The sequence below is a fragment of the Maribellus mangrovi genome (assembly GCF_037646455.1).
Lineage (GTDB): Bacteria > Bacteroidota > Bacteroidia > Bacteroidales > Prolixibacteraceae > Draconibacterium > Draconibacterium mangrovi_A.
The window spans coordinates 253,105-278,946 of sequence record NZ_JBBIXN010000005.1 but is presented as its reverse complement, the minus strand read 5'-3'; the positions used below and the strand labels follow the sequence as shown (position 1 = coordinate 278,946).

The window sequence follows — 25,842 nt, the reverse complement described above, 5'->3', positions numbered from 1 at the left end:
TCTAAATCCGAACAGATGGACATTGACAATATTTCATTATCACGTCTTTACAAAAAGCGTAAAACCGACCGCGATATTTTCCAGGAACTCATGCCTACAAAAGTGAAGGAGGTATTGCTGGTAGCTACTTTGTACGACTCATATTCCATTGTTCGTGAAGGCCAGTTCAGCGATAAAATTTTTGGCGAGTACCTGCAGTTAAATTTGTATGCCGCACCACGTTTTTCCAGCGTACATACCAAGGAAGATGCACTGCTGATGCTCGAACACCGCGATTTCGACCTGATTATTGTGATGGTGGGTGTGGATAAAGATACGCCGATTGCTACATCTAAGGCTATTCGAAATATGCGGCCTCGCGTTCCGCTCTTGCTGCTGGTGAACAACAACGCCGATCTGCGTTTCTTTCAGGCCGAGAAGAGAAAGCTTGATTTTATCGATCGGATTTTTGTGTGGAATGGTAACTCGAATGTTTTTATGGCCATGATCAAATACATCGAGGACATAAAAAACGTGGCCCGCGACACACAGAACGGTAATGTTCGGGTAATCCTGCTCGTGGAGGACAGCATTCAGTATTATTCGCGCTACCTGCCGGTTTTGTTTACAACCGTGATGACCCAGACCCAGGTGCTGGTGAAGGAAGATGCCAAGGATGAATTACACAAGATACTTCGGATGCGTGCACGGCCAAAAGTAATTCTGGTCGACAATTATGAAGATGCCGTAAAATTCATTAACAGTTACCGTCGATATATGCTGTGTGTAATTTCGGATGTAAAATTCGAAAAGGATGGCGTGGAAGACGAAGATGCCGGAGTTGAACTGCTGAAATATACCGAGCGCAACAGGAAATTCCCGATCCCGCTTTTGCTGCAGTCGCATGACATTACCAATGCACAGCGGGCCAAAGAGATCGGCGCTGATTTTATCAATAAGAACTCCGAAAGTTTGTCGATGGACATTCTTAATTTTCTTTACCGGCGTTTGGGCTTTGGTAATTTTGTGTTCAAAGGAATCGACGGGTTGCCGATTACTGAAGCCCGCAATCTGACTGAATTTCAGGAGAAATTAAAAGTGGTTCCTGCCGGAGCACTTCAATACCACGGAAGCCGGAACTCGTTTTCAACCTGGTTGATGGCACGTGGCGAGATCAATATGGCAGAAAGATTGCGGCCGGTTCAACTTTCTGATTTTGACTCGCCGGAATTGCTTCGTCAGTTTTGTCTGGATGTATTTAAAACCGTTCGTTTCGAAAAGCTGCGAGGTACCATTGTTAACTTTGATCCCGATGTGGTGAATTCCAATCGCTTTATCGTTCGTCTGGCCAAAGGATCGCTGGGAGGAAAAGGAAGAGGAGTGGCTTTTATCTGCAATTTTATTGAAAACATCGATTTTCTGAAACTGGTCCCGAACATGAACATTCGCATTCCGTCAACAGCCATAATCGGGGCACTGGAATTCGACAAGTTTGTGGAGATGAACAACCTGTACGACGACATTTACTCGTTGAATGACTACGATGCCATTCGTAAACATTTTCTCGATTCGGAATTCGACGAACAGATCCGCAGCAAACTGATGCGTTACCTGGAAGTGATGGACAGGCCACTTGCTATTCGTTCGTCGGGATTGTTTGAAGATTCGCTGCTGCAGCCATTTTCAGGGGTTTACGCTACTTATCTCATCCCGAATAATCACGACGACATCAACGTGCGCTACCGCCAGCTGGAAACGGCCATCAAACTGGTATATTCAAGTATTTTTACTGATTCGGCACAGGCATATTTCGATGCCGTGAATTACAAGATTGAAGAGGAAAAAATGGCGGTGCTCATTCAGGAAGTGGTGGGGCACAACTACAACGATAAATTTTACCCGACCATTTCGGGAGTGGCGCAATCCTACAATTATTACCCCATTTCGTACATGGAACCCAACGACGGTTTTTCGGTGGCAGCAGTAGGACTTGGAATGTACGTGGTAGGCGGCGAAAATTCGTTTCGCTTTTGCCCGAAATATCCTAACCTTAACGCATCAGCGCTGAAAGATCAGTTGCGCGATACACAAAAGCAATTTTATGCCATCGATCTATCGCAGCCTGAATTCGACCTGGTTAGTGATGGCGAAGATGCTGCCATCAAAAAATACCGCATCAAGGAAGCCGAAGCCGACGGAACACTTGAACATTCTGCTTCTACGTATTCCATGGAAAACGACGACCTGATTCCGGGTATCCAGGGAAGCGGACCGAAAGTCATCGATTTTGCCAACATCTTAAAATACAATCACCTGCCGCTTGCCGATGCCTTGCATCTGATGCTGAGGTTATTCAAGGAAGCCATGGGATCGCCGGTTGAGATTGAATATGCCCTTGATATCGAGCCGGCTGAAAATGGCTTGCCAACACTTTATATCCTTCAGATTAAGCCACTGATAAGGATTGAAGAAAAGGTAGATGTTGATATTAGTGCAGTTGACGAGGACAAGGTTTTTATGTATGCCGAACGCGGCATGGGAAACGGGAAAATCGAAGATATCAGGGATGTGGTTTACGTCGATCCGGATAAATTCGACCGGATGCAGACCAAGCAAATGGCCGAAGAGATCAAGCACCTGAACCACCAACTCGACGAGGCCGGAATTGGATATATTTTAATTGGTCCGGGGCGCTGGGGATCGCGCGATCAATACACCGGTATTCCGGTATTGTGGTCGGGTATTTCGCGGGCACGAATTATTATTGAAATGGGTTTGCCCGACTTCCCGCTCGATGCTTCGCTGGGTTCGCATTTTTTCCATAATGTTACTTCCATGAATGTGGGGTATTTCTCGGTTCCGCATAATGCACGAAATTCAAAGTTAAAAATGGAAGCATTGCGCCAACAGGAAGTATTGCACGAAACCGAATTTATCAAGCATGTTCGCTTTAATAAGCCGCTAACGATATTAATGGATGGCCGGGAACGCAAAGCAATGATCCATTGTTAAAAGTTTATTCAGAAGGCACGGCAAAGCTGCGCCGGGCAGGATGAGCTTCGTTTTCTTAAGTTAGGAAACGGCAATAATGATACTTGTGATGAGTTGAGCGAGAGCTACCGGTGCCCAAATACGTTCAATCTTACTCGGTGTAATGGAATTCATAACCGTTGAGATGATAAAAAATGCAACAACAATCCAGATACCAAAACCGGAAATTGGATGTAGTTGGAGGAACATAATGCCGGCTTCGGCTAATACAAGCGCTGCAAAAAAGCCCAGAATAAGCATGTTTACAACGGCAACGATTCTCATTTTTGGTGGATATTTTCCCGGATACCGGCCACCCATAGATGCTTGTCCCCATGGCACTCCGGCAGCCAAACATCCCTGAAAAAGGATGACGATAGCTGTTAATGCGCTAAAAATTATGGCCAATACAGTTTCTAACATATCCAATGGATTCGTTTAATGGTGAACTTATTTTATGAAGGAAAGCAACAGCTTGTATCTTTTCAGTGGGGTATTCCAATCCCGTATTTCTCCGAGAGGTAGCGGTAGATCAGCTCCTCGGAATTTGTAAAATAATAATCGCCGTACGAATCAAAATAACTGAGATCATCGCCGGAGCTTACTTCTGATTTTGGAATTAACAGGTTGGGGCAACCCTGGTTCTCTTCACCTACCAGGTCGACCAAAACTTTGCGCGGACGCTCAAAATCAACATATACCACTTCCAGCAGTTCTTTCAATTTTGGGTAGTATTCCAGTACACCTCTCATTTGCGCTGCATGCGGACAAAAGTAGCGGATGTTATCATCGCGTTTTTTATCGGTAAAATCAGGATTGAGTAAAAATAATTTTGCCATCAGAACTTCTTTATTGCGATTCGTTATGATCTAATAACAGTGTGTAGCAAGAATCGTTCGCAGCGAGGAGTTGATTATTTAAATTCTGTTTTATTCAAATTTATACTCACTGTTATTCATCGGAGCAAAGAATTCCACTTTCCCGCATTTGGGGCACAGGTATAAATCAAACGATTCCCGGTTAACAAACGCTTCAAATACATTTCCCAGAATTCCAATTTTCGGGCCTTCGTGAAATTTATATTCTCCCGAAAACAGCATGGGCACATCGCATCGTAAGCAGTCGATTTGTCTTTTGTTTTCGTTTAAATCTTTTATGTCGATTATTTTTTGCTCGGTGAAGCTGTAATTACAATTCCAGCACAGTTCGAAATTATCTTCGATTTCGGCCTTGCAATTCGGACAGTTTTTCATGGTTTTAATTGTTATTGTTGATCGTATTTATAAGTGATTATAACTCAGAGTTCCCGCGCGATTGTATCGCGTGGTAAATATAACCAGCACCACGCGAAAGGATTCGCGCGGCAGCGAGGGCACCACTGAATCCCGCCCTGCAATATGTATTTTGTTACAAACTGTTTTTTATTCTTTTTTCTTTATAAAACTATAAGTTATCGAGGCAACTAATCCTGTTTCGAGAATAGAAATTCTGTCAATGTCTGTTTCCACATTACCTTTATCCTTTGGCTTTTCAAATGTATTCTGCACTGTTGCTGCAATTCCTAATTTAAACCTTGGACTTATCCTAAATGAATAACCTAAAGAGCCTGAAATATATGGTAAATTATAGTATTTGATACGTTCATATTGCCCTCCTCCGGAGGAGACACTTTTATCAACATTCTTTGAAAAACCTGTACCTGAAGCGAGTTCTAGAAAAGGGCTGTGTTTTTTGTCCAAAATAAAGTATCTAAGAAATATACCAAATATAATGTTCCTGTAATTTTCTTTATCGTCATAGGCTCCTCTATAGGCATTATAATTTCTAAAATATTGGAAGTCTAAACCGACAGATAACTTCTTGGTTAAACAATATCCAAATCGGGGAGCAATTGAGAAAGAAGTAACATGATATTTTTCTCCAACAAGCTCTACAACTTCTCCATCTCTGTTAACAAATGTCTTTGATTGCCAAAAAGAGATACCTGTTTTTCCTACGAAAGGCATATAATCTCCACCTCCAAACATTGTAACTCCTGTTTCTAAAAAAAATCCACCTTTTTCGTTTTGGGAAAAAGAAAATAGTGGCAGTAATACAGAAAGGATTGGAATTATTTTTTTCATTTTAAGTCTTTTGTGTTTAAGAATGTTTTGGTTTTATCTTTTTAAATTGATTGTAACGGTTGTGGATATATAACAGTATTTACTTCCTTAATATCAACTGTATTTATAATCCCAGGTTGGGTGTGTATATGTAGTTTTTCAGATTTTTTTTGTGAGGGCAGTATTTTCATTAGTAAGCGTATGATTTTTAGTTTCACCCGAAGTTAAAAATAAAAATGTTTGGCACGGCTGATTAACAATAAAATTTTTAAACGGAGCTTTTTATAACGTTGAGGAGCAGCTGTTTCGGGCAGGGATGGAAGTGGCAGCTTGCCGTTTTAGTGCCGTTGGTTGAACGGTGCTTTGCGGGCTGCCGGAGAAAGCCCCGGTAAAGCGCCTGTGAAACCCGGCAACAAAGCGGTAACTATAAGGTACAGCCCGTAGCACGCCCAATAATTACAAGTACCCGTGATGAACTCCAAATTTGCCCGTGAAAGATCGAATTCGAGACCTGTAATTTAGACCCAATTTATATAAGGCCGGATATCGGAATAAACTGAGTGCGGGAGTGTTAACAAATGCACAAACTGTTGTGAAATAGGTGGCGCGGATTATTGTAATTCAGCAATAAATTTATCTTTGTTTACTCGAAATTTTTTTAAACCGAAACGAAAACCAGAGAGAATTTTTAAATCATATCTATAAATCTAAACCGTAACTGAGGTTACACAAAATTTATCATCTTATGAGCAGTATTTTTATTATAGTACCAATTGCCTCCGTACTGGCGTTGGTGTTTGCCTGGATTTTCTTCAAATCGATGATGAAGAGTTCGGAAGGTACTGATCGCATGAAGGAGATTGCACAATACGTTCGCGACGGTGCAATGGCCTATTTAAAGCGGCAGTACAGAGTAGTAACACTAGTATTTGTGGTGCTGTTTATACTACTTGCCATTATGGCATTTTTTAAAGTTCAAAACCCGTTTGTTCCTATTGCTTTCCTTACCGGTGGTTTTTTCTCGGGCCTGTGTGGATTCCTTGGAATGAAAACTGCAACTTTTGCATCGGCACGTACCGCTCACGGTGCCTCTCAGTCGTTGAACAAGGGATTGCAGGTAGCTTTCCGCAGTGGTGCCGTTATGGGACTTGTAGTAGTTGGTTTTGCACTTCTCGATATTGCAGCCTGGTATCTGTTTTTGAGCAAGGTGGTGTTTACCGCCGATAATATGGCGAACGGTCTGCATTTCCTGGGTCTCGACTTTGTACATGCCGGAACTACTGAGCAACAAAAACTGGTTGAGATTACAACCACGATGCTGACCTTCGGTATGGGTGCTTCTACCCAGGCATTGTTTGCTCGTGTTGGTGGTGGTATTTACACCAAAGCCGCCGATGTGGGTGCCGACCTGGTTGGTAAAGTTGAAGCCGGTATTCCGGAAGACGACCCGCGTAACCCTGCAACCATTGCCGATAACGTTGGTGACAACGTTGGTGACGTGGCCGGTATGGGTGCCGACCTTTACGAATCGTATGCAGGATCGATCCTTGCAACCGCTGCTTTAGGTGCAGCACTTCCTGCCGTTGCACTGGAGAAAACGGGTATTTCGGCCATTCAGGCGGTTACCGCACCGATGATCGTGGCTGCATTGGGTATCATACTTTCGATTGTTGGAATTTACATGGTACGAACCAAAGAATCGGCTACACAAAAGAACCTGCTGAATGCCTTGCTTTTGGGAACAGGAGGTAGCTCGGCGCTTATTCTTCTGGCCATGGTTGGTTTGGCATATGCAGGCTGGGTAACCTGGGGAGTTTTTGGAGCTGTGGTTATTGGTCTGGCTGCCGGTGTTATCATTGGTCAGGCAACCGAATATTATACTTCTGATGAATACAAACCTACTAAAGGAATCGCCAACCAGGCTCAGCAGGGACCGGCTACCACCATCATCGATGGTATTGCAGTGGGTATGAGCTCGACCTGGATTCCGGTAGTGACCATTGTACTGGGTATTTTGGGAGCTTTCTATGCTGCCGGTGGTTCATCGCAATTTGCCATGGGTGTTTACGGAATTGGTTTTGCTGCCGTTGGAATGCTTTCTACTTTAGGTATTACACTGGCTACTGATGCTTTCGGACCGATTGCCGATAATGCCGGTGGTAACGCCGAGATGTCGGAACTCGATCCTGAAGTTCGTGAACGTACCGATGCTTTGGATATGCTTGGAAATACCACTGCCGCAACCGGAAAAGGTTTTGCAATTGGTTCGGCTGCGCTTACTGCCATGGCACTGATCTCAGCCTATATGGAAGAGGTTCGTTTGTGGTTTGGTAAGATTGCCAAGGGCGGCGAAGGTTTTGTAACCAAAGGCCAGTATATTTTCTACAACGATGTGGCTCCGGCCGTTCAGGACGGATTTCACGCTGTAAAAATTTCGGCAGCTTCGGTAAAGGATTTTTCTGCTGCTTACGATATTACACTTTTTAACCCGATGTTCCTGGGAGGTATCTTCCTCGGATCGATGATGGCCTTCCTCTTCAGCGCATTGACAATGAAAGCTGTAGGGCGTGCTGCTTCGGCAATGGTAGAAGAAGTACGTCGTCAGTTCCGTGAAATTAAAGGTATCCTCGACGGAACCGGAACTCCGGAATACGCCAAGTGTGTTGAGATTTCGACTAAAGGTGCTCAGCGCGAAATGTTGTTGCCTTCGCTGGTTGCTATTATTGTGCCGGTGATTGTTGGTGCAGCCATGGGAGTTGCCGGTGTTATCGGTCTGCTGGCCGGTGGTTTGACTGCAGGATTTACCCTGGCCGTGTTTATGAACAACGCCGGTGGTGCCTGGGACAACGCCAAAAAGTTTATTGAAAAAGGAAACTACGGCGGTAAAGGAAGCGAAGCACACAAAGCAGGTGTGGTTGGCGATACTGTTGGCGATCCTTTTAAAGATACTTCAGGTCCTTCACTGAACATCCTGATAAAACTGATGACGATGGTTTCAGTTGTAATGGCCGGATTAACAGTGACTTTGAGTTTGCTGTAGATCCATCCCTTCTTCCCCTAAGGGGAAGCGGATAAAATATTTTGAAAAGACCATCTGTCGGAAGGCAGGTGGTTTTTTTTATTCGAAGACGTTTATTCCTGTGAACCAATGTTCAACACCGAAAAATAATGGAAATTACATCAGAAATAATTTCTTACCTTGAACAAAATATTCTAATTTCAGTTAAACTAAAAAAGCAATAATAATCAACAAAAAAACAATACACTATGGCAAATCTATCAACAACCTACATGGGCGTTCTGTTAAAGAACCCACTGATTTTAGGAGCAAGCAACCTGGTTTCGAAACCGGATGTAATTAAACAAATTGAAGAAGCCGGGATCGGAGCAATTGTTTATCGCTCACTTTTCGAAGAACAGATTCAATTGGAAAACCTGCAAATGGATGAAATGCTTTCGGAGTATGAAGAGCGAAATGCAGAAATGACAAGCCTTTTCCCGGGCTTGGAACATGCAGGCCCCAAAGAACATTTATATAATGTTGAAAAGCTGGTGAAAAGCGTGGACGTTCCCGTGTTTGCTAGTTTAAATGCGATTTACGAACCTACCTGGGTTGAGTATGCAAAGGAACTGGAGAAAACTGGAGTAGCGGGTTTAGAGTTGAACCTCTACGCTGTACCGGGGTATTTCGAAGTTAGCGGCGAATCGATTGAGGAGAAACAGGTGCAGATTGTTAAAGCAGTTAAGAAGGCGGTTAAAATTCCCGTGAGTGTAAAAATGAGTTTGTTTTACACCAACCCTTTGAATTTTATTAAAAAGATTGATGAAGCCGGGGCGGATGCTTATGTACTTTTCAACCGCTTCTTCCAACCCGATATCGACATTGAAAAAGAAGAATACCACTATCCATGGGAATTGAGCAATCCAAAAGACCACATGGTAGGTTTGCGTTTTGCAGGTTTGCTGCATGGAAACCTTGAAGGCAGTATTTGTATCAGCCGTGGCATTTACGATGCCAACGACGTGATTAAAATGATTTTGGCCGGTGCCGATGTAGTGCAAATGGTAAGTACTATTTACCGCAATTCACCTACGGTTGTTTCCGATATTCTGATGGATATGAACAAATACATGGACGACAAAGGATACAAATCGCTGGAAGATTTCCGTGGTAAGCTTTCGCGTAAAAAAATGAACGATCCGTTTGCGTATCAGCGTGCACAGTATGTTGATATTCTGATGCGTTCGGAAAGTATCTTTAAAAAATACCCGATGGTGTAATTGATTTTGAATTGAAATATTAAGATAGGCTGTCAAATTTATTTTTGGCAGCCTTTCTTCATTTATTAGGTGGATAAATTCATCAAGTTATGATTCCGATTCCATTACAACTTTCAGCTTTCTGATCTGATCGCGGTTGCCCAGAACAAATAACTGGTCGTTTCGTGAGAGGATCATCTTCGGATCGGGATTGAACACATAACGGGCGCCACTTATTTTAACGCCAATAATATTTGCACCGGTAAGTTCGCGTACTTTTAATTCGGCAATCGACTTTCCAACAAAACGCTGGGCCAAATTTTTGCAGGATACTTCTTCGAGGATCACATCCTGTGTTTTCTGTAGCAGGATGTACTCAATGAATTCAACCACATCGGGTTGATGAACGAGTTTGGCCATCCGTTGTCCGCCGATACGCTCGGGCATGATTACGTTGGTGGCGCCGGCACGTTTTAGTTTCATCTGGCTTTCCAATTCCGAGGCGCGACTGATTACTGTCAGTCCCGGGTTCATACTGCGTGCTGTCAGCACTACAAAAACATTGTCGGCATCGTTGGGCGTAGTGGCAATCAGCGCCCGGGCGCGGTAAACTCCGGCCTGATCCAGCACTTCCTCATGCGTGGCATCTCCTCTGATATAAAGAAGGTTAGGATTCTCGCGTACACGCGAAATCACATTGTCGCGCTTATCGAGGATTACAAATTCAACCCCGTTTTCTTCGAGTTCCATGGCTGCCTGTTCGCCATTTCTTCCATAACCAACAATGATTACGTGATCTTTGAGCTGTGCAATTTTTTTGTCCACCCTGTACGTTTTTATATAGTTTGCTAATTCACCGTCAAAAATAAACCTGGCCATGTTCGAGCCTACGTAGGCCAAACTTCCTAAACTGAATATTATCAGTACAATAGTAAAAGCCATTCCTAGCTCAGAAGGATCATGGTCGACATGTCTGAATCCTACCGTAGAAACGGTTATCACAGTCATGTACAAACTTTGAAGTATGGTTAGATTTTCAATGTAGTAATAGCCCACAGTGCCTACTGTAAGTATCAGCATTAACAAAGCGAGACCTGTTTTAACAGTCCGACTCGAAACTTCCTGAAATTTATTATAAGGTTGGCCGCTTGTATTCATTTTCGCTGTTTGTATTTACGAAGTAAGCAACTTCGCACCTATTTGGCAATTTAAGCATTTTTTTTGTTCGCAGTAATTGTTTTTTAACTGAAGTAAAGCCTGCGATTCGAAAGCCGAACGTGCTTTAATCCCCAACTCCGACCATTTCCCGATGATCGAATTTTTCTCGGCAGGCAGTTGTTCCAGCAATTCGAGAGCCCGGTTTTTTAAGGCCGGTTTGTTTTGCCGTTCGCCGTAAACAAACAACATGGGGATCACCACATTAATAATTGCAATTTGAATGGATGTGTCGCCCAGTTCTTTGCTCACTTTTCGTTTCGATAACTTGTTGAAGTTATAGTGGGTGTCCCAGTAATCGGAAGCTTTGACGCGGAATAAGTCTGTCAGTTCCTGCAGGTTTTTAGCTTCCAGAATCTTGGAGAATAATGTGTCGGAGCCATGAATGATAGCGGCCAGTTGTGCAATTCGAACCGTTGGGAAGTTGACCGGCCGCAAGCGCAGAAACTTCCACAGGTGCCCTTCAATGGCTTTCAATCCGTATTTCTTATACAGAAATGAATATTCCTCACGGAGCCGGATGTAATAATCATCGCCTAAAAGCTGTTGGTTGAGTAACCCGGAGTTCCCAAAAAGAAGGGCCTCCAACTGAAAAAGATTGTCTTTGTGTTTGCCGAGAATACTGATCGGCAGAGATTTTGCGAGCAGTTCGAAAGGCAGGGCATTTACCTTAAAACCAAAAGTCCGGGCGAGTATCTGGTAAAACGTTTCGTTCCAGTCGTTGTTGTTTTGCTTTAGTTTAGCCAATATTTCCCCGGTCTTGTTTTCGAGTCGTTCGATCATCAGCCGATTAAAACCAAGCTGTAAAAGCACAGGATCGATTTTGTGAAATTGATCTTCGCAGGGAATCCAGGTTTTTGAGTCGAGCAGGTGCCGGTAATTGTTTGCCAGCTTTTCGGAATATTGCAAGTGCAGTGCAGGAATCGGTGTGCCATCGGTTCTGCTTACTTCTACATCCGGGCTTTCCACAACATGTAAAATCACATTATCGTAGGCTTTATCTTTCTGATGTCCATGCTTGAGCCAGTCGCTTGCCTTTTGATGAATTTCGATGTTTCCGGCCCAAATGGTATTGTCGATTCTGATTCGCGCATTGAAAAAATCGGGACCTGCATCGGTGTTTCGTTTGCCCTGATCGATAATCTCAAGACGATCGCCGGCTTCCGTTTTCACCTCAGTTATAAAAAGACGGTTCTCCCAAATGTATTGTAAGAATTCTTCGGGCATGTTAAATGGGGAGCTCATAATGTTTGATTTTCAATAAAATTAAGGAAATTTATTGAATTGAGAAGATCAGGATTTCTCCTGCTTCATCTTCTGAAATATATCCCATAAAACAATGCCGGCACTTACCGAAATATTGAAAGAATGTTTGGTGCCGTATTGAGGTATTTCGATGCTTCCGTCGCAAAGATTTACCACCGACTGTTTTACACCCTTTACTTCGTTCCCAAAAACCAGTGCCACTTTTTCTCCTGTTTCGGGCTGAAAATCGGGCAGCATAATACTGTTGTCCACCTGTTCGATGGCGTATACTTTAAAACCTTTAGTTTTGAGTTTTTCCACCACTTCTTCGGTATGTTCGAAGTATTCCCATGCTACCGATTTCTCAGCATCGAGAGCCGTTTTCCTGATTTCGTTATTGGGGGGTGTTGCCGTAATTCCGCACAGGTAAATTTTATGAATAAGCAGAGCGTCTGAAGTCCGGAAAACCGATCCAATATTATTGCAACTCCTGATGTTGTCCAGAACCACAACAAGCGGTGTTTTTTCTGTTTGTTTGAATTCTTCTACCGAAAGCCGGTTCAGTTCTATATTTCGTAGTTTTCGCATCGTTTTTTACCAGTTTACTTTGGCTCGTCTGATCGGTTGTGTCATGCAACGGGCACCACCACCGCCGCGTGCCAGTTCCGAACCTGCAATGGTAATCACACATTTGGCGTAATCGTCGGGCGACACTTTTCCTGATATTACATCGGCGGCCGTCACTACTTCATAGCCATTTTTACTGAGTTCTTCAACGGTGTGAACATTGCGTTTATAGCCGATAACTTTTCCCGGCTCAAACGCCAGGAAGTTGGCGCCACTGTGCCATTGCTCGCGTTCCTGTACCCATGGATCGCCGTTGCCCCCACAATAAATGGGTTTTAAATCCACGCCCAGTTTTTTTAATGCAGCCGGAATATTCTGGTGTTCCTGGATGCGGGTTACTGCTCCGTTTTCAATTTCAAGATGAATGGTTTTATAACGGCTCATTCCGTAGATCACCGGGGCATAAACCATGCATTCGTTGGTGTTCAGGAAAGTGAATACCATGTCGAGGTGAATGAACGACTCCGGCGACTCCGGCAATTCCTGAACGATGATATGATGTTTTTCCTGCTTAAGTTGTTTAACATTCTCGATGATAAAATCAATGCCCTGCGTACTTGTCCTCATCCCGGTTCCAATCACAAAAACATCTTCGCGACCAATTTGAACATCGCCTCCTTCAATCGTCGATTTCGGACTGGAGATGATTCCACGGTTGGGTTTTACGGGATTAAGAATTTGTGTATCGATTTCGTGATGGTAGCGAAATATGGCATTCATGATCACCGATTCGCGTTCGCGAACGGGATTGGCCATTTTCCCGATCAACATATGCTCGTTCATTCCCATAGCCGAATCGCGGGTAAAAAAAAGGTTGTGTAGAGGCCTCAGCAAAAATCGTTCGCTGCTCAGGTAATTGGTGAGGTTGTTGCGCTGAAGCGCCACGCCTTCTATCAGAATATCTGATAAAACGGAATCGGGTAAATTGAAGAGGTCATCGCTTTGCTCTACTTTTTCAATGGAGCAGATCTCCTTTAAAAGTTCTTCCTTTACGCTTTCGGTTTTTAAAATATCGTGCAATAACGATTTTACCTCGAACACTTTTGATACCTTACCTAAAACACCTTTTAATTGCTCGTATTCTGTTGAAGCGATCGACAGGTTCAGTATATCGCTGTACAGGGCGCGCTCAGCATTTTCAGGCGTCATATTTTCCACTTCAGAACCCGGAGTATGAATGATCACACCCTCTAGTTTCCCAATCTCGGATTGAACACATGTCTTCATTTATCGTAAAGTATTTAATGCATATTGATTAGATCACAAGCAAAGATATAAACTTTGAATGGCTATAATTGGATAAACAATTAAACGTTTTACATTTACGTATATGTTTAGAAAAAGGTGGATTTGAGAAGAGGAGTTTTTATATTATTTCTGATGTTTTGGGTGGTGTCTGTTGATGCGCAACAACAGGATACGGGTAACGTGACCATGGGAATTGTCCAGGATGGCGACACTTTGATCTTTAAAAACATCAAGGAAGTGGTTGTCTTTCCTGAACGCGAATTTAAAAACAAGCGACAGTACCGCCGTTATACCCGCTATGTCCGAAAGGTAAAAAAGGTATATCCGCTGGCTGTTGAAGCCCGTGAACTATTAAAAGAATACGAACCCCAGTATGAGGCTTTGGAAGATCAGCGCGACAAACGGAAACTGATGAAGCAACTGGAAAAAGAGTTGCTCGATGAACACATGGACGAACTGAAAAAATGGTCGATCTCGGATGGACGTATTTTGCTTAAGCTTATCAACCGCGAAACTGAACGCACACCTTATAGTCTGATCAAAGATTTCAGGGGAGGTTTTAGTGCCACTTTCTGGCAAACGCTTGCCAAATTGTTTAAGAACGACCTGAAAGATGGCTACGATCCGGAAGGTGACGATAAAATGTTGGAGGAAATTGTTACATTAATTGAATTGGGATACTATTAATGCAAAAAGAAATAAGAACATTTATTGCTTTGAAAATCAAGCCCGAACAGGAACTTGTCACTCAGATGAGGACGTTTAAAAAGCTATTTAAAGATGAAAGCATCAACTGGGTGCCTGAAGATAATTTTCACCTTACACTGCGATTTATAGGAAATACAACCCGTGAGCAACTTTATAATCTGGTCGATAAACTTGAGGACGTAACAAAAGAACAGGCTGGCTTTAGTTTCAAAATTGAAGGTGCCGGTTACTTTAAAAGCAAGGGAAATCCGCGTGTACTTTTTGTAAAGATCACTGAAGAAGAAGCGCTGAAACAGCTTGCCAAAAAGGTGGAATCCGCTGTAACTTCCATAGGTTTTTTCCCGGAGCTGAAATCCTTCAGACCGCATTTGACTTTGGGCCGGATTAAATTTCTTGAAAACCGAAATCGATTTATGTCCATCATTGACGAATTACCTGAAAAGGAGTACCAGCAGGTTGAAGTTTCAGAGTTTGTTCTTTATCAAAGTATTCTTCGTCCTGAAGGCCCCGTCTATAAACCGATTCAAACATTTCAGTTACAATGATTGCAAAAACACCACAACCACCTTATTTTGCTGTAATTTTCACTTCCATTCGAAAGGATGGAGACAACGGCTACAATGCCATGTCGGACAAAATGCTGGAGTTAGCCAAGAAGCAACCCGGTTTCCTCGGTGTTGAAAGCGCACGCAACGAAATAGGAATTACTGTTTCTTACTGGGATTCGCCGGAGGCCTTAAAATCATGGAAGTCGAACCTCGATCATTTGGAAGCTCAGCAGTTGGGGAAGGAAAAGTGGTATGAAAATTATAAAGTTAGAATTGCGAAAGTGGAGCGTGACTACGGAATGAACGCCTGAAGGAGAATGCTTTAATGCGGGAATGCTTGAATAAACTGAAAACTGAGACTCCGACTGCCAACTGTATTTTGCTGATCGCCTACTAGTAGATTGAGGGACTGAAGGTTTGATGGGGTGAAAGCGAAGTTTTATTTGTAAGGAACTCTTAATTTTGAAGACTGAAGACTGAAGACTGAACACTGAACACTGAACACTGAACTCACTTCCCGTTTCCTCTTATACTAACCAGAACCGTGTAAATAAGAATTTTAAGGTCGATGTAAAGCGAAATGTTTTTCAGGTACATCATATCGTAGGGAAGACGTTCCAGCATTTCTTCCAGGTTCGAGGCATAACCGTACTTAACCTGACCCCATGAAGTAATTCCGGGACGAAGTTTATGAAGGTGCGTGTAATGTGGTGCTTTCTTCACAATTTGTTTTATGTAATAATCCCGCTCGGGGCGAGGTCCTACCAGCGACATCTCACCAATCAGTACGTTGTAAAATTGCGGAATTTCGTCGAGGTGTGTTTTGCGCAGAAATCGTCCGATTGGGGTGATGCGTTCATCATCATCAGAAGAAAGAGCAGGTTTGCCGTTCTCGGCTCCGTGTACCATACTCCGCAGTTTGATAATATGAAATGGTTCGCCATAGCGACCGATCCTTTCCTGTTTATAGAAAATCGGTCCTTTTGATGTGGCTTTTATGATAATCGCCAAAACAATAAAAACAGGTAAAAAAATAGCCATGGCAATCAGCGAGAACAAAACATCGAGTAAACGTTTTGTATTTTCCTGCCAGGCAGGCATTAAGCCATTGCTGATTTTAATGAGGGGGCTGCCGTAAATGGAATTGAATTTTACCGTTCCTGAAAGGAAATCGTACAGATCAGGGATGCCCCAAATCGTAACCTGCCGGTTTTCGATTACAGTAAGAATATTGCTGGCCTTTTCATGCTCGTGCGTTTCTATGGCCAGAATTACTTCTTCAATACTGTTTTCTTCAAGGATATCGAGAATTGTATCTATTTCACCCAGTTTGGGTAGAAATTCACCCAGCGGATCTTCTGTTTTATTCTCCACCGAAACATACCCCACAAATTTATTTCCGGCCGGCCGTACCTGGTTCTCCATCTCGCGAAACAGCTTTAATGCCTTTTCGTTGCTTCCGATTATCAGGGTGTTAAAACCGATTTTTCGTCGGTGGATAAGGCTTGTCGTCCGGGCGGTAAGAATAAGCCTGAACAAATAGGTGAGCGTAAAATGTACACTAAACAAAACCAGCGCCGATTGGTAATAATTCTTATACGATTCAATCCAGTCGTCGAGAATAAACACAAAGAACAGTACAACAACACCGGCCAGCGAAGTGGCGAAGGTTTGCCCAAGTTCAAGCAGTCGCGATCGCCGGTAAATGTTTTTGTAAAATCCGGTAATGTAGTAGAAAAGAATCCAGAACGATGGGATAATAATCAATGCCAAATAGAACTGAGGCGTAAATTCGAAGGGTACATTCCAGCCATTGAAATACTGCGGCTCAATCACTTCTTTACGGTAGATGAAAAGAATGGTCCAGGAGAGGGCGGCTGCTAAAAAATCAAAAAACAAGTATTTGCCAACTTGCCACTTTTTATTCATCATGAAGGATTAAGTCAGGTTCTGTCGTACGCAATTCACGATAAAAACGATTTCCCCGAATTTTTATTGCGGTAAAAATAGGTTTTTACCGGGATTTATTCCGATGAAACAAACATGATTTTAGCAAGCAGAAATTAGACCTTCTAGCGTGGATTTCTTTTGCGCTGTATAAGAGGATATTATGTTTTTTCTTGCAAAAAAAATCCTGTTTAGTGCGACGAGAACAGCGTTAATTTCTTATTTATTTTTTGAACCAGATGCATCGCTATGAGGTAATCTTCTAGGCTGCTGGTTTTTTCTGTTTTGTGGTCGATAGTATCCAGGAAACTAACGAATTCGTCGATGTTTTTATGCGGTTTAACATCGATCGCTTTATTGTCGCATACAAAAGTATTCTGTGTAAAATTGAATGTAACAAACTGGTTGTCGGCATAAATCCTGATCTTGAAGTCCTTTAGCGACTCCAGTTTGCCAAAACTCAGGCTTATTACCGAACCATCACTGAATTCGAGCCTCACATTCGAAAATTTGGAGTTATTGTAACCCGGGAAAGTAACTGCACCAATTTTCTTTGGGCTGATCCCGGTAATCCCCAGCAACATCAGCAACATGGTGTAAAGCGATTCACTGGCTGTGCCGGCCTCAAAATTCGAATATTCAATAAAAGCCGGCGTTTGTATGTTCGCATTCATCCACTGAATTGCCGGTGTATAGTAATACGGATTGGTTACCTGCACGATCGAGCCCGACTCGTTGCAAAGTTTAGTCAGTTCGGTACATTCGTCGATGCTAAGTTTAGGTTGTTCAGTACAAAAAATATGTTTCGACTTGCGGATGATTTCCTGCATCAGTTTGAAAGGATTGGGTGTGGCGTTATCCATCAGGATCACATCGGCACGTTCAACCAGTTCAACCTTGTTAAATTCAGGTATGGAATAATGAAAACTATTCAGCGCATCACTGCTTCCAACCGAGGCTTTACCAATAATATTTACCCGTACATTTTCTTTTAACCGGAGTGCATGTGGCTCCAGAATTCGGGTGTTTCCAATTAATCCAACATTAATCATTGGCATGGTATTTTTGAGTTATCTTTACAAATGTAGTTCTCAGCCTAAAAAAAAATAGCTTTTAGTAATTTATTTATTAACGTTAAATGTTAATATTGAAAGCCATTATCGGTGTTTGATGAGGCATCAATTCAATTAATTTTGCGGATATTTAAACATTATGGAAAGTAACGATACGCTGCGTCATCAGGGCTTACGAAAACGACTTGTTGATGGATTAAAGATCAAAGGGATACGCGACGAGCTTGTTTTGGCAGCTATCGGAAAAGTGCCGCGCCACCTCTTTATGGACAGCGGATTTATCAATTTTGCTTACAAGGACCAGGCATTCCCGATTGGTGCCGGGCAAACCATTTCGCAACCTTATACGGTAGCCTGTCAAAGCCAACTCTTAAAAATCGAAAAAAACGATAAAGTACTTGAAGTAGGTACCGGTTCGGGCTATCAGGCAGCGGTGCTGGTTGAAATGGGAGCCAGCGTGTTTACCGTCGAACGTCAAAAAGAACTGTACAACAAAGTCCACCGGTTTTTACCATCGATCGGTTATACGCCGGCTTGCTTTTTTGGCGATGGCTACAATGGTCTGCCCGATTTTGCTCCTTTCGATAAAATAATTGTAACTGCAGGTGCAACTACTGTTCCCCAGACTTTAAAAACTCAACTTAAAATTGGGGGAAGGATGGTAATTCCCGTTGGAAACAACAATAAGCAGGAAATGTATGTTGTAATTCGTATAAGTGAAAACGAATATAAAATCGAGAAACGCGGGAAGTTTTTGTTTGTTCCCATGTTGAAAGGAGTGGTAAATAGTTAGATATGATTAGAGTAGAGAAGTTTATGGTGAATCCACTGGGTGAAAACTCATATGTTCTTTCTGATGAAACCGGAGAGTGTATTTTTATTGATCCCGGCTTTTATTTCCAGGAAGAACACGACGAAATAAAAACATACATTGCCGATAAAAAATTGAAACCCGTAAAAATTACGAATACGCACTGTCATTTCGATCATATTATGGGCGTTGAGTTTATCCGCCAGGAATACAATCTTCCTTTCCATGGCCACCCCGACGATGCTTTTTTGATTGAACGGGCAGCCACGCAGGCACAATCATTTGGAATGGAGATGAGCAGTGTTTCGCCACTTGATCATCATTTTCAGAAAGGAGATAAAGTAAAATTTGGCAACAGCGAACTGGAAATTATTCATGTTCCGGGTCATTCGCCTGGTCACGTTGTTTTTTATTCGGCCGAAGATAATTTTATCATTGCCGGCGACGTGTTGTTTTACGGGAGTATTGGCCGTACCGATCTTCCCGGAGGAGATTACAATACCTTGATTTCGGGGATTAAAACAAAACTTTTTAAGTTACCTGACGACACAAAAGTCTATAGTGGTCATGGTCCGGAAACAACGCTTGGATTCGAGAAGAATTCAAATCCTTTTTTAACTTGAAAAATCGTTGCACTTAATGGTTTAAAATCATTTTTTCAATGCAATGCAGTTTATATACTTGCACCTTAATTAATCATCACATTAAAAAAGCTATAAATGTCTCAGGATAGATTTGTAACCCGCCACATTGGCCCGCGTGATCAGGAGATTGCTGAAATGCTTAAAGCCGTGGGCGTTTCGTCGATGGAAGAACTTTTGGAGCAAACCATTCCCGCTAATATCAGGTTTAAAACACCCTTGAAATTAAACGAGGGATTGTCGGAAAGAAAATATTACCGACGCATTTTGGAATTGGCTTCCAAAAATAAAGTGTTCAATACCTACATCGGAATGGGGTATTACGACACCATAACACCGGCAGTGATTCTTCGTAACGTACTCGAGAATCCGGTTTGGTATACTTCGTACACTCCGTATCAGGCCGAGATTTCGCAGGGTCGCCTGGAAGCCTTACTGAACTTTCAGACCATGGTGTGTGAGTTAACTGCAATGGAAATTGCAAATGCTTCGCTACTCGATGAATCGACTGCGGCGGCTGAAGCCATGGTGATGATGGCCAATCTCCGTTCGCGAAAAATGGTAAAAGCCGGAGTAAACACTGTTTTGGTCGATGAAAAAATGTGGCCGCAAACCATCGATGTATTAAAAACCCGTGCATTGCCGCTCGGCTTTGATCTAGTCATTCAACCGATGAATGAATTTGAACCGGATGAGTCAGTTTTTGGAATCATCGTTCAGTATCCGAATTCAGACGGTGAGATTACCGATTATTCGGAAATGGTGCAGAAAGCTCATGAAAAAGATATTAAAGTTGCTGTAGCTGCCGATCTGCTTTCGCTGGCTATATTAACTCCTCCGGGCGACTGGGGAGCCGATATGGTATTTGGGAACTCACAACGTTTTGGTGTTCCGATGGGATACGGCGGTCCTCATGCTGCATTTTTTGCAGCCAGGGAAGCTTACAAAAGAAATATGCCGGGCAGAATTATCGGTGTAACAAAAGATATTCACGGAAGCCGGGCTTTAAGGATGGCTTTGCAAACCCGTGAGCAGCATATTAAGCGCGAAAAAGCGACTTCGAATATTTGTACAGCACAGGCCTTGCTGGCCATTATGGCTGGCTTTTTTGGCGTATACCACGGACCGGAAGGAATTAAAGCCATTGCCGAACGGATTCATAACATTGCAGCCTTTCTGGCGGTGGAGATTGAAAAGCTTGGTTACACCCAGGTAAATAAATATTATTTTGATACCATTCGCTTTTCGTTGCCTAAACATGTAATGCGCGAAGACATTGAATGGCTTTCGCACGAATTGGAAATGAACTTCCGTTATTTCGAAAACGGTGATGTCGGTATCAGCATCGATGAAACCACCAATCCCGAAGACATTGGTTGGATCATTGAAGTTTTTGCCAAGGCAGCGAATAAAAAATGGCAGGTCGCCAAAGAATATCCGTCGGGATTTAAAATTGACAAAAAATACAGGCGTACTTCGGAGTTTATGACCGAAGAAGTTTTTAATAAATATCGCTCGGAAACCGAAATGCTGCGTTACATAAAACGCCTAGCCAAAAAAGATATCTCGCTCACACAATCCATGATTTCACTTGGATCTTGTACCATGAAACTAAATGCTGCTACTGAATTATTCCCATTAAGCTGGATCGAATTCAATGGGCTGCATCCCTTTATTCCTAAAAATCAGGCACGTGGGTACCACGAAATGATGGAAGAATTACGCCGCGACCTTTCTGAAATTACCGGTATGGCCGACGTGAGTTTAATGCCAAATTCTGGTGCTGCCGGAGAATATGCCGGATTAATGGTTATTCAGGAGTACCATAAAAGTCGTGAAGAAGGACAGCGCGACGTAGTACTTATTCCTTCGTCGGCACACGGTACCAATCCGGCCAGCGCTGTAATGGCGGGGCAAAAAGTGGTGGTTGTTGCCTGCGACGATAAAGGAAATATTGATGTTGAAGATTTGCGTGCTAAATCGGAATTGCACCAAGACAGGCTTTCGGCCTTTATGGTTACTTATCCTTCTACACACGGTGTATTCGAAGCATCAATTGTAGAAATGTGCGAAATCATCCACGATAATGGTGGTCAGGTTTATATGGATGGTGCCAATATGAATGCTCAGGTTGGATTAACCAATCCGCGGTTGATCGGTGCCGACGTTTGCCACCTGAACCTTCATAAAACTTTTGCAATTCCGCACGGTGGAGGAGGTCCTGGTGTTGGTCCGATTGGAGTGGCCGCTCACCTCGTTGAATTCCTTCCTTCGCATCCGGTAATGAACAATGGGCATGTTGGAATTACTGCTGTTTCAGGAGCTCCATGGGGAAGTGCATCGGTGTTACCCATTACCTACGGTTATATAAAAATGATGGGCGCCGAAGGATTAACAGAAGCTACAAAAGTGGCCATTTTAAATGCCAATTATATAGCCACCGCATTAAAAGACAATTACGGTATTCTGTATACCGGAGAAAATGGTAGGGTAGCTCATGAGTTGATCCTTGAATGTCGGCATTTAAAAGCTTCAGCCGGAATTACCGAAGAAGACATTGCCAAACGCCTGATGGATTACGGTTTCCATGCACCAACACTTTCATTTCCGGTTCACGGGACTTTAATGATCGAACCTACCGAAAGTGAATCGAAAGGAGAACTTGACCGGTTTATTCATGCGCTGAATTCAATTTTTGCTGAAGTAAAAGAGGTAGAAAGTGGTGCAGCAGATAAAACCGATAATGTGCTGAAAAATGCACCTCATACCGATAAAAGTGTTTGTGCCGATGAATGGGCACACACTTATGGAAGAGAGAAGGCGGCTTATCCGCTGGACTGGGTTCGTGAAAACAAATATTGGGTGCCTGTAGGTCGGGTTGATAATGCCTGGGGAGATCGGAACCTGATTTGTACCTGTGGCTCGCCGGAGGAATACGAAGCTTTTTCGAAGGAATAATATCTCAACAATAAATATTTAAGAAGCCATCCGAGAATATCAGGTGGCTTTCTTATTTTTGTGACATGATCGCTTTTCCGAATGCTAAAATAAACATTGGACTAAACGTGGTAGCAAAACGTCCCGACGGATACCACAACCTGGAAACCGTGTTTTATCCCGTTAAGCTGTCAGATGCACTCGAGTTGGTGGAAGCCGATAAAACGGAGCTCTCCGTTTCAGGGATAAAGGTGGATGGCGATCCTGAAAACAATTTAATTTTTAAGGCTTATAGCTTGTTAAAGCAGGATTTTCAATTGCCTGAGTTGCGGTTTCATTTGCACAAAACCATTCCATTTGGTGCCGGACTTGGAGGCGGATCGGCAGATGCCGCTTTTACATTGAAAATGCTAAACCACAGGTACGAATTAAATCTTACTGATGAGCAACTGATAAGTTATGCAGCCCGCCTGGGAGCCGACTGTCCGTTTTTTATTCGAAACAGGGCAACTTTTGCTCATGGTATTGGCGATCAGTTTGAGCCTGTAGAACTCGATCTTTCGGAGTATTCCATTGTAATTGTAAAACCCGGTTTTTCGGTAAGCACAGTTGAAGCTTATCGGAATATTGTTCCGATGAAACCGGACTTCAATCTTCGTGGATTAGCGAATCTTCCCGTTGAAGAATGGCAAGAGAATATAAAAAACAACTTTGAAAAAAGCGTTTTCCCGATCTATCCTCAAATTCAGGAACTGAAAAATAAACTGTATGAACTGGGTGCAGTTTATGCCGCCATGTCGGGAAGCGGATCGGCGGTGTTTGGTATTTTTCGCCATTTACCGATGGATTTAGATAATTCCCTACCAAAAGGTATTTTTATTTACCGATAGTTAGGGTCATTTACCGACCTTAGTATTTCATTAACATTTTTTTTATTCTTTTTAACAAAAGGTAATGTAACCTTTGTCCAAGTTGTTAGTCTATTAAAGTGTAATCAGAAACAAAACAACAAGAAAACAAAAGACCTTAACGAAGGCAAAACAGAAAACAACAACAAGTAGAAAGACAAACAATTAAACAACAGAAAGCATGAAAGCAAGAATGAAACAATTAGCAGCATTGACCATTTTCTCCATCATATTTTTAGCAGGAAATGTAAATGCCAAAGGAAACAAAGCGATTACTGCCTCGAGCCTTGAAACTACTGTAGAAACAACTTTGGAGATGGAAAGCTGGATGACTAACGAAGCCATCTGGAATACATCGAACACCGAATTTGTTACGGTTGAAACTGACAGTCAGTTGGAAGTGGAAGACTGGATGATCAATCCTGAGAGTTGGGAAGTAACTCTGGAGATCGTCATGGAACCCGAATCTGGTTTGGAATTGGAGAACTGGATGGTAAATGAAAACAATTGGAAAATCTAAAGTAATAGAACAGCGCGATTAGTTTTATTTGAATTTTTAGGGGGTTGTCATGAATTTGGCAACCCTTTTTTTATGCACAAAAAAACCGCACATGTTTACACGCGCGGTTTTAATTATTATCAATCTTTATCTAAGTTCGTTTTATTTCAATCATTAAGTGGCGTTTCGGAATGATTTCATCCTTTTTTATGTGGATTTTAACAATCTGTCCGTCGAAAGGCATACGCACCTGGTTTTCCATTTTCATGGCTTCCAGTAACAAAAGCGTTTCTCCTTCTTTTACTTTTTGCCTGGTCTTAACGAAAATGTCAACAATTGTACCCGGAATAAATGAGTAGATCAGATTCTCGTTGGGAGATTCGTAATTTATCCTGTTTTCGAATTTCCAGGTATAGTTTGTTTTATAAATAGCACCCTGAATGATCAGGTTTTTCAATCCTTTTTCTTTTGCCATAGCTTAAAGTTAGTTGATTAAAACGGTGGGATACCGTGTTTTTTATTCGGCATCGAAGCGGTTTTATTCTCTGAAACCTGCAATGCATGAAGAATGCGTGCGCGTGTTTCTTTTGGCTCAATAACCTCGTCGATGTAACCTTGTGCAGCAGCAACGTAAGGATTGGCAAATTTCTCCTTGTATTCCTGAATCTTTTGCTGACGCATCTCTTCCGGATTTTCCGCTTCTGCAATTTCTTTACGGAAAACAATATTCGCGGCACCCTCAGGTCCCATAACCGCAATTTCAGCAGTTGGCCATGCAAATACGAAATCGGCACGTAAGTGACGCGAGTTCATGGCGATATAACCACCACCATACGCTTTACGAATAATTACAGTTACTTTCGGAACAGTGGCTTCGCTGTATGCATAAAGAATTTTGGCTCCGTGACGAATTACACCGGCATGTTCCTGGTCAACTCCCGGCAGGTAACCCGGCAGGTCTTCCATAGTAACAATCGGGATGTTAAAGGCGTTGCAGTAACGGATGAAACGTGCGGCTTTGTCCGAACTGTCAATATCCAATACTCCAGCAAGTACCATTGGCTGGTTGGCTACAAAACCAACGGTTTCACCGTTCATGCGTCCGAAACCAATAATGATATTGGGTGCAAAACGTTCCATGATTTCAAAAAACTCAGAACCATCGGTGATACCTTTGATCAGGTCACGCATATCGTATGGAATCCTCGGATCGGCAGGAACAATGTCCTCAACTTTTGCTCCTTTAACCGGATTCTTTGGTTTATGAGGCAGTGCTTTTTTCAGGTTACTGCGTGGAATGAAGCTGATCAGCGTTTTGATTTGTTCAAAACAATCGAGCTCTGTTTCAGCATAAAAATGTGCATTTCCGGTAACTTCGGCGTGTACTTTTGCACCACCCAATTCTTCCATCGAAACTTCTTCACCCAGAACTGATTTAACCACTGAAGGTCCGGTGATAAACATTTTTGAAATGTTTTCGACCACAAAAACAAAATCGGTTAATGCCGGCGAGTAAACTGCTCCACCTGCACACGGGCCAAGAATCACTGATATTTGTGGAATTACACCCGAAGCCAGGGTGTTACGGAAAAAGATCTCTCCGTAACCTGCCAGCGAGTTAACACCTTCCTGGATACGCGCACCACCCGAGTCGTTTATACCGATAAGCGGCACCCTCATTTTAAGAGCGTGGTCCATTATTTTTGTAATCTTGCGTGCATGCATCAAGCCAAGCGAACCACCGGCAACGGTAAAGTCCTGCGCAAATATACAAACCGGTTTATTGTAGATGGTACCGGTACCAATAATTACACCATCGCCGTGTAAAACTTTCGATTCCATACCGAAATCTTTGGCGCTGTGTTCTACAAATAAATCATATTCGTGAAAGGAATTTTTATCGAGCAAAGCCAGTATACGTTCACGTGCCGTGAGTTTACCCATCTTTGCCTGTTTTTCAATGGCTTTATCTCCACCACCTTTTTGTACTTCTCTCTTTCTTTTACGAAGATCAAGTACGTTGCTTCTTAGTGACATAAAGTAGTATTTAAGTTATCAGTAAAA

At 42.7% G+C, this 25,842-nt stretch carries 23 protein-coding genes; 11 read left to right on the top strand and 12 right to left on the bottom strand.

The window, feature by feature from the left end:
• Nucleotides 1-15 precede the first annotated feature (15 nt).
• Nucleotides 16-2,991 (top strand): PEP/pyruvate-binding domain-containing protein, encoded by a 2,976-nt coding sequence (locus WFY05_RS18975; RefSeq protein ID WP_340114498.1) that lies wholly within the window; start codon nucleotides 16-18, stop codon nucleotides 2,989-2,991.
• A gap of 60 nt (nucleotides 2,992-3,051) precedes the next feature.
• Here the strand turns inward: WFY05_RS18975 and WFY05_RS18970 are convergent, their stop codons facing one another.
• The 4 genes from WFY05_RS18970 to WFY05_RS18955 form a co-directional block, all read right to left on the bottom strand.
• Nucleotides 3,052-3,432: a hypothetical protein gene (locus WFY05_RS18970; RefSeq protein ID WP_340114497.1), complete on the bottom strand. Its 381-nt coding sequence runs from the start codon at nucleotides 3,430-3,432 to the stop codon at nucleotides 3,052-3,054.
• A gap of 62 nt (nucleotides 3,433-3,494) precedes the next feature.
• Nucleotides 3,495-3,848: a DUF3088 family protein gene (locus tag WFY05_RS18965; protein WP_340114496.1), complete on the bottom strand. Its 354-nt coding sequence runs from the start codon at nucleotides 3,846-3,848 to the stop codon at nucleotides 3,495-3,497.
• Nucleotides 3,849-3,938: 90 nt separating this feature from the next.
• Complete coding sequence (locus WFY05_RS18960; RefSeq protein WP_340114495.1) at nucleotides 3,939-4,262, bottom strand: hypothetical protein; 324 nt, start codon at nucleotides 4,260-4,262, stop codon at nucleotides 3,939-3,941.
• Nucleotides 4,263-4,430: 168 nt separating this feature from the next.
• Nucleotides 4,431-5,132, bottom strand: coding sequence for a hypothetical protein (locus WFY05_RS18955; protein ID WP_340114494.1), 702 nt, complete (start codon nucleotides 5,130-5,132; stop codon nucleotides 4,431-4,433).
• 724 nt (nucleotides 5,133-5,856) lie between these two features.
• On the opposite strand from WFY05_RS18955, the gene WFY05_RS18950 reads away from it, so the two are divergent.
• Complete coding sequence (locus tag WFY05_RS18950; protein ID WP_340114493.1) at nucleotides 5,857-8,151, top strand: sodium-translocating pyrophosphatase; 2,295 nt, start codon at nucleotides 5,857-5,859, stop codon at nucleotides 8,149-8,151.
• Between the two features lie 227 nt (nucleotides 8,152-8,378).
• Nucleotides 8,379-9,392, top strand: a complete 1,014-nt coding sequence (locus WFY05_RS18945) for a dihydroorotate dehydrogenase-like protein (RefSeq protein ID WP_340114491.1) — start codon at nucleotides 8,379-8,381, stop codon at nucleotides 9,390-9,392.
• A gap of 87 nt (nucleotides 9,393-9,479) precedes the next feature.
• Here the strand turns inward: WFY05_RS18945 and WFY05_RS18940 are convergent, their stop codons facing one another.
• From WFY05_RS18940 to WFY05_RS18925, 4 genes are read right to left on the bottom strand one after another with little or no spacing between them, the layout of a single operon-like run.
• Nucleotides 9,480-10,529 (bottom strand): potassium channel family protein, encoded by a 1,050-nt coding sequence (locus WFY05_RS18940; RefSeq protein ID WP_340114490.1) that lies wholly within the window; start codon nucleotides 10,527-10,529, stop codon nucleotides 9,480-9,482.
• Nucleotides 10,530-10,544: 15 nt separating this feature from the next.
• Nucleotides 10,545-11,831 carry a DUF2851 family protein gene (locus WFY05_RS18935; RefSeq protein WP_340114489.1) on the bottom strand — a complete coding sequence of 429 codons (1,287 nt, stop codon included), beginning with the start codon at nucleotides 11,829-11,831 and terminating at the stop codon, nucleotides 10,545-10,547.
• A 48-nt stretch (nucleotides 11,832-11,879) separates the two neighbouring features.
• Nucleotides 11,880-12,419 (bottom strand): RNA methyltransferase, encoded by a 540-nt coding sequence (locus WFY05_RS18930; protein ID WP_340114488.1) that lies wholly within the window; start codon nucleotides 12,417-12,419, stop codon nucleotides 11,880-11,882.
• 6 nt (nucleotides 12,420-12,425) lie between these two features.
• Nucleotides 12,426-13,685 carry an arginine deiminase gene (locus tag WFY05_RS18925; protein WP_340114487.1) on the bottom strand — a complete coding sequence of 420 codons (1,260 nt, stop codon included), beginning with the start codon at nucleotides 13,683-13,685 and terminating at the stop codon, nucleotides 12,426-12,428.
• A 123-nt stretch (nucleotides 13,686-13,808) separates the two neighbouring features.
• Here WFY05_RS18925 and WFY05_RS18920 point away from each other — a divergent pair, with 123 nt between their 5' ends.
• The 3 genes from WFY05_RS18920 to WFY05_RS18910 are packed head-to-tail and all read left to right on the top strand — an operon-like array spanning nucleotide 13,809 to nucleotide 15,273.
• Complete coding sequence (locus WFY05_RS18920) at nucleotides 13,809-14,393, top strand: DUF4294 domain-containing protein (protein WP_340114486.1); 585 nt, start codon at nucleotides 13,809-13,811, stop codon at nucleotides 14,391-14,393.
• A complete protein-coding gene (gene thpR, locus WFY05_RS18915; RefSeq protein ID WP_340114485.1) occupies nucleotides 14,393-14,959 on the top strand; it encodes an RNA 2',3'-cyclic phosphodiesterase in 567 nt (188 codons plus the stop codon). Before WFY05_RS18920 ends, thpR begins: the two co-directional genes overlap by 1 nt.
• Entirely contained in the window at nucleotides 14,956-15,273 is a 318-nt protein-coding gene (locus WFY05_RS18910; protein WP_340114484.1) for an antibiotic biosynthesis monooxygenase family protein, read from the top strand. Before thpR ends, WFY05_RS18910 begins: the two co-directional genes overlap by 4 nt.
• 199 nt (nucleotides 15,274-15,472) lie before the next feature.
• Here WFY05_RS18910 and WFY05_RS18905 read toward each other — a convergent pair whose 3' ends face one another.
• Both WFY05_RS18905 and WFY05_RS18900 read right to left on the bottom strand, forming a co-directional pair.
• Nucleotides 15,473-16,894, bottom strand: coding sequence for a sugar transferase (locus WFY05_RS18905; RefSeq protein ID WP_340114483.1), 1,422 nt, complete (start codon nucleotides 16,892-16,894; stop codon nucleotides 15,473-15,475).
• A 206-nt stretch (nucleotides 16,895-17,100) separates the two neighbouring features.
• Nucleotides 17,101-17,961, bottom strand: a complete 861-nt coding sequence (locus WFY05_RS18900) for a Gfo/Idh/MocA family oxidoreductase (protein ID WP_340114482.1) — start codon at nucleotides 17,959-17,961, stop codon at nucleotides 17,101-17,103.
• 160 nt (nucleotides 17,962-18,121) lie between these two features.
• On the opposite strand from WFY05_RS18900, the gene WFY05_RS18895 reads away from it, so the two are divergent.
• The 5 genes from WFY05_RS18895 (at nucleotide 18,122) to WFY05_RS18875 (ending at nucleotide 23,799) form a co-directional block, all read left to right on the top strand.
• Nucleotides 18,122-18,775: a protein-L-isoaspartate(D-aspartate) O-methyltransferase gene (locus tag WFY05_RS18895; protein ID WP_340114481.1), complete on the top strand. Its 654-nt coding sequence runs from the start codon at nucleotides 18,122-18,124 to the stop codon at nucleotides 18,773-18,775.
• A gap of 2 nt (nucleotides 18,776-18,777) precedes the next feature.
• The gene (locus WFY05_RS18890) at nucleotides 18,778-19,416 is read left to right on the top strand and encodes an MBL fold metallo-hydrolase (protein ID WP_340114480.1); all 639 of its coding nucleotides are present in this window, start codon (nucleotides 18,778-18,780) and stop codon (nucleotides 19,414-19,416) included.
• 96 nt (nucleotides 19,417-19,512) lie between these two features.
• Nucleotides 19,513-22,392, top strand: coding sequence for an aminomethyl-transferring glycine dehydrogenase (gcvP, locus tag WFY05_RS18885; protein ID WP_340114479.1), 2,880 nt, complete (start codon nucleotides 19,513-19,515; stop codon nucleotides 22,390-22,392).
• Nucleotides 22,393-22,457: 65 nt separating this feature from the next.
• Complete coding sequence (gene ispE / locus WFY05_RS18880; protein ID WP_340114478.1) at nucleotides 22,458-23,261, top strand: 4-(cytidine 5'-diphospho)-2-C-methyl-D-erythritol kinase; 804 nt, start codon at nucleotides 22,458-22,460, stop codon at nucleotides 23,259-23,261.
• A gap of 199 nt (nucleotides 23,262-23,460) precedes the next feature.
• The gene (locus tag WFY05_RS18875; RefSeq protein WP_340114477.1) at nucleotides 23,461-23,799 is read left to right on the top strand and encodes a hypothetical protein; all 339 of its coding nucleotides are present in this window, start codon (nucleotides 23,461-23,463) and stop codon (nucleotides 23,797-23,799) included.
• A 130-nt stretch (nucleotides 23,800-23,929) separates the two neighbouring features.
• Here the strand turns inward: WFY05_RS18875 and WFY05_RS18870 are convergent, their stop codons facing one another.
• Complete coding sequence (locus WFY05_RS18870) at nucleotides 23,930-24,253, bottom strand: acyl-CoA carboxylase biotin carboxyl carrier protein subunit (protein WP_340114476.1); 324 nt, start codon at nucleotides 24,251-24,253, stop codon at nucleotides 23,930-23,932.
• Between the two features lie 17 nt (nucleotides 24,254-24,270).
• Nucleotides 24,271-25,815: an acyl-CoA carboxylase subunit beta gene (locus WFY05_RS18865; protein ID WP_340114475.1), complete on the bottom strand. Its 1,545-nt coding sequence runs from the start codon at nucleotides 25,813-25,815 to the stop codon at nucleotides 24,271-24,273.
• Nucleotides 25,816-25,842: the final 27 nt, after the last annotated feature.

Excerpts from the sequence above, each read along its gene's own strand:
- WFY05_RS18945 (WP_340114491.1), top strand. The coding sequence starts at position 8,379 with ATGGCAAATCTATCAACAACCTACATGGGCGTTCTGTTAAAGAACCCA.
- WFY05_RS18955 (WP_340114494.1), bottom strand. The coding sequence starts at position 5,132 with ATGAAAAAAATAATTCCAATCCTTTCTGTATTACTGCCACTATTTTCT.
- WFY05_RS18865 (WP_340114475.1), bottom strand. The coding sequence starts at position 25,815 with ATGTCACTAAGAAGCAACGTACTTGATCTTCGTAAAAGAAAGAGAGAA.
- WFY05_RS18905 (WP_340114483.1), bottom strand. The coding sequence starts at position 16,894 with ATGATGAATAAAAAGTGGCAAGTTGGCAAATACTTGTTTTTTGATTTT.
- WFY05_RS18970 (WP_340114497.1), bottom strand. The coding sequence starts at position 3,432 with ATGTTAGAAACTGTATTGGCCATAATTTTTAGCGCATTAACAGCTATC.
- WFY05_RS18965 (WP_340114496.1), bottom strand. The coding sequence starts at position 3,848 with ATGGCAAAATTATTTTTACTCAATCCTGATTTTACCGATAAAAAACGC.
- WFY05_RS18950 (WP_340114493.1), top strand. The coding sequence starts at position 5,857 with ATGAGCAGTATTTTTATTATAGTACCAATTGCCTCCGTACTGGCGTTG.
- WFY05_RS18890 (WP_340114480.1), top strand. The coding sequence starts at position 18,778 with ATGATTAGAGTAGAGAAGTTTATGGTGAATCCACTGGGTGAAAACTCA.
- WFY05_RS18900 (WP_340114482.1), bottom strand. The coding sequence starts at position 17,961 with ATGATTAATGTTGGATTAATTGGAAACACCCGAATTCTGGAGCCACAT.
- WFY05_RS18875 (WP_340114477.1), top strand. The coding sequence starts at position 23,461 with ATGAAAGCAAGAATGAAACAATTAGCAGCATTGACCATTTTCTCCATC.
- WFY05_RS18910 (WP_340114484.1), top strand. The coding sequence starts at position 14,956 with ATGATTGCAAAAACACCACAACCACCTTATTTTGCTGTAATTTTCACT.
- ispE (WP_340114478.1), top strand. The coding sequence starts at position 22,458 with ATGATCGCTTTTCCGAATGCTAAAATAAACATTGGACTAAACGTGGTA.
- WFY05_RS18930 (WP_340114488.1), bottom strand. The coding sequence starts at position 12,419 with ATGCGAAAACTACGAAATATAGAACTGAACCGGCTTTCGGTAGAAGAA.
- WFY05_RS18960 (WP_340114495.1), bottom strand. The coding sequence starts at position 4,262 with ATGAAAAACTGTCCGAATTGCAAGGCCGAAATCGAAGATAATTTCGAA.
- WFY05_RS18940 (WP_340114490.1), bottom strand. The coding sequence starts at position 10,529 with ATGAATACAAGCGGCCAACCTTATAATAAATTTCAGGAAGTTTCGAGT.
- WFY05_RS18975 (WP_340114498.1), top strand. The coding sequence starts at position 16 with ATGGACATTGACAATATTTCATTATCACGTCTTTACAAAAAGCGTAAA.
- WFY05_RS18925 (WP_340114487.1), bottom strand. The coding sequence starts at position 13,685 with ATGAAGACATGTGTTCAATCCGAGATTGGGAAACTAGAGGGTGTGATC.
- WFY05_RS18870 (WP_340114476.1), bottom strand. The coding sequence starts at position 24,253 with ATGGCAAAAGAAAAAGGATTGAAAAACCTGATCATTCAGGGTGCTATT.
- WFY05_RS18895 (WP_340114481.1), top strand. The coding sequence starts at position 18,122 with ATGGAAAGTAACGATACGCTGCGTCATCAGGGCTTACGAAAACGACTT.
- WFY05_RS18935 (WP_340114489.1), bottom strand. The coding sequence starts at position 11,831 with ATGAGCTCCCCATTTAACATGCCCGAAGAATTCTTACAATACATTTGG.
- thpR (WP_340114485.1), top strand. The coding sequence starts at position 14,393 with ATGCAAAAAGAAATAAGAACATTTATTGCTTTGAAAATCAAGCCCGAA.
- gcvP (WP_340114479.1), top strand. The coding sequence starts at position 19,513 with ATGTCTCAGGATAGATTTGTAACCCGCCACATTGGCCCGCGTGATCAG.